Origin of the sequence: Paenibacillus sp. VTT E-133291 (genome assembly GCF_002264395.1) — a bacterium.
In the GTDB taxonomy this organism is placed as follows: domain Bacteria; phylum Bacillota; class Bacilli; order Paenibacillales; family Paenibacillaceae; genus Paenibacillus_AQ; species Paenibacillus_AQ nitricinens.
This window is the reverse complement of sequence record NZ_NFVA01000189.1, coordinates 1-2,850: the sequence shown is the minus strand read 5'-3', so window position 1 is coordinate 2,850 and position 2,850 is coordinate 1. Positions and strand designations below refer to the sequence as shown.

Annotated in this window: 2 protein-coding genes and 1 pseudogene; all 3 read right to left on the bottom strand. The window is 43.6% G+C overall.

What is annotated here, in order from left to right; all coding sequences use genetic code 11:
• Positions 1-500: 500 nt before the first annotated feature.
• Positions 501-761 carry a hypothetical protein gene (locus tag CA598_RS32535; protein ID WP_179283822.1) on the bottom strand — a complete coding sequence of 87 codons (261 nt, stop codon included), beginning with the start codon at positions 759-761 and terminating at the stop codon, positions 501-503.
• Positions 762-807: 46 nt separating this feature from the next.
• Entirely contained in the window at positions 808-1,185 is a 378-nt protein-coding gene (locus CA598_RS31355; RefSeq protein ID WP_076287102.1) for a hypothetical protein, read from the bottom strand.
• A 14-nt stretch (positions 1,186-1,199) separates the two neighbouring features.
• Positions 1,200-2,850, bottom strand: a pseudogene (locus CA598_RS33255) (hypothetical protein); the annotation flags it as partial.

Below are 2,850 nucleotides of genomic sequence, written 5' to 3'. Positions count from 1 at the left end.
GTTTGTTTTACTTAAAAACTATACTAGAATACTGTTGAGATTCTTCATTGTAGTCATAACTTTTTTAATTAAACCGTCTACTTCTGTACCGTAATTTTTAATTATTTCGCCTGTCCAGCTAATCCATCATAACTCAATGTAACTTTATTCGTTTCCATTATTAACCTCTCCTTTAAGTGATTGTTTTTATATAAAAATGAACTCAAAAAGTACTTTTTTCACCCTAAATGATCTTTTGTACGGTCTCCATTTGAGCCTGGTTTCCAAACGCCTCATAGACCTTGTAGTCCGTCTACCTTCGCGATCATATCCCGGAGCTTCTTCACCATAGGATCACTATTCAGTACATCCCGACCCTCTAAAATGGTAATCGAAGAAATCAGATGGGTAGCCGCCTTCTGTGCAACGGCCGAAATCGTAAATCATCCTTGGCTCGCGTTTCCCCCAAAGCTTCCAAACCTGCCCGCAAAGAGGCTGAACTGCTGCCCCCATTGGCTCGCCTACCGCTTGTTCTCGTCCCGAACATCTTGAACACCTTGGACCGTAGACCGAATGAAATCCTCCAGTTTTTCTGCTTCTACCGTCAGTTCGTTGGTCAACACCTGCCTGCAGAGGTTCTGGCCCAAAGGGATACCGCTCCAACTGTTGGCCTGACCTCTCAGCTGTAAGTACAGCGGGTTGGTGTCCTGGCTCACCTGTCCTATTTTCGTTCGCAGGCGCTGAACTTCATCTGCATTGAATATCAGCTTCGTCGATGCCATGTTTTCCTCCCTTAACTGAAACATGTTTATAATGCCTCAAGGACATCTATAACGGTTTCCGGGAGATGCTTAATTCCACTTCAGTTTTTTGAATCCACTTTTGGTACACACCTCTATCTACCATTTTCATGCCCAGTTGTTCGCAAATTTTATAATCCATGTTAGTTGCAATAATTAACAATTTATCACCTGAATCCTCAGTGACGACAAACTGGTAATTCTGATATGTCGCTTGATAATATTTCTTATATATATCTGTCAACTCAGTTCTCTTAACTTTTTTGATGTACTTTATTCCTTTGTACAAAACAAATCCTCGATTTAGAACTGCCGGGTCATCCGAACGCAAAACTACTTCTTGGTCATTAACGACTCCTGCTTCATACTCGGTTCCATTGTATATAGCGTATATATTTTCCTTCATAAAATCTCTGCCTCCTAAGGATTAACTTTTATAAACTGCCCCAAGATCACATCGTAAGTGGCTAATAAGACTTCTGAACCTTTTTTACTTACTGTGTATAATTCCGCCCCATCAAAAAGGGACAAATATCCATCACACTTATACTCTGGAATCGACTGTCCATTTGTCGCTTTAGTAAAGCCATTTCCAGTAAACGGTTGTGGCTCGGAAACAATCCCTCCCATTTCATTGCTATATGGAATTTTTATATTTGAAGACTCTGGTGTTTTAAATCTTATGACCCCTAAGACTTCATCCGTTGCAGCATTAAATTTTGTGTCAGTGTAATCTAATCGTAGGCTCTTATAAATGTTCATATAATCTTCTAACTGAGTTACATCTGATGCCTTGGTAATATAACCTCCTACTTGGCTATATGTTCCTTCAAGATATTTTGAAATGTCTTCATTAGGTATAACCTTTTGCATTATAGTCGTGTTATCAGGCATGGGTATACTCTCTCGTATGGACTTCACCATAATTTTTTCACTATTGGATAACAAACTAACATCTTTAAGACGGAGGTCATTAAACTCTCCAAGAGAAATATTATGTTTAGACAAAAGTGAATTAATTTCATTGGTAAAACCAGAAATGTCCTTTAAATTCCCTTTGTTAAATCCCCCCGCGTCTGATACTGCCCCTTTAACTCCATTCTCTATCTGAGTTGCTTTCGTCGGCAGCTTCCCGCTCACAAATCTTACCGCACTGACAGCCAATTTGCTGCCTGCCGTAATCAATGCATCTCCCGCACCTGCAATGACCGTATTGATTCCGACTGCCGTTATGCGCTCTCCTAAGTTTTGCTTTCCATCCCCCCTGTAATCATTGAATGCGTCAAACGCTTCGCCCACGGTTCCGCTAACCGCTCCCGCTACCATTGACCTCAATAAGGTTGGTGAAAACTTACCTACCGCTCCCCCAGTTTTTATTGCATTTAAATACTTTACAGGGAGGCCTATACTGACCACTGTTCCTAAAAACTGCCCGGCCTTCTTCCCATACTGATTATCCAGCGGATCGACATAACCTTCCGGTTCCGGCCCCATGATCCAGTCCGTAACCGTCCCGGCCATTCCAAACGACGCCGTATCGATTGCATGGACTACCATATTGCTTCCGCCTACTAGAATATTGGCCAGCGTCTGATTGCCTACACCACTTCCCAGCAGACGGTTTTTGTCTGCCGCTTCCTTTCCCTGCTTTTCGTAATATGCCTTGACCTCTGCAAACCTCCGGTCCTGCTCCTCGACCGAAAGCTTGAACCAATACGTCCCTTTCAGCCGTTCTATCACCTTGGGGTCGTCCCGGTTTAAAATGTCTGCTTCCGACACCGCGTTAAACGGGTCAACGGGTCCTATCGTAGCCTGCGGCTTCATCAGCTCCAATTGTTGCTTGGCCCATTCTCCCTTCGATCCTTCCACCACCGCCATTCGTAGCAGAAATGCATATTCTTCCTTCTCCATTAGCGGTACACTGCTGGTCGTGATCGACGGATCATAGTCACACGCCTTCACCGCGGGCTGTTTGAAATACGCACCCAGATCTTTCCCCGCCTGGTATTGGACGGCATCCACACCCAAGGATTCCAGCTTTTTGCGTGCGTCTTCCGCTAGCTTATGCATT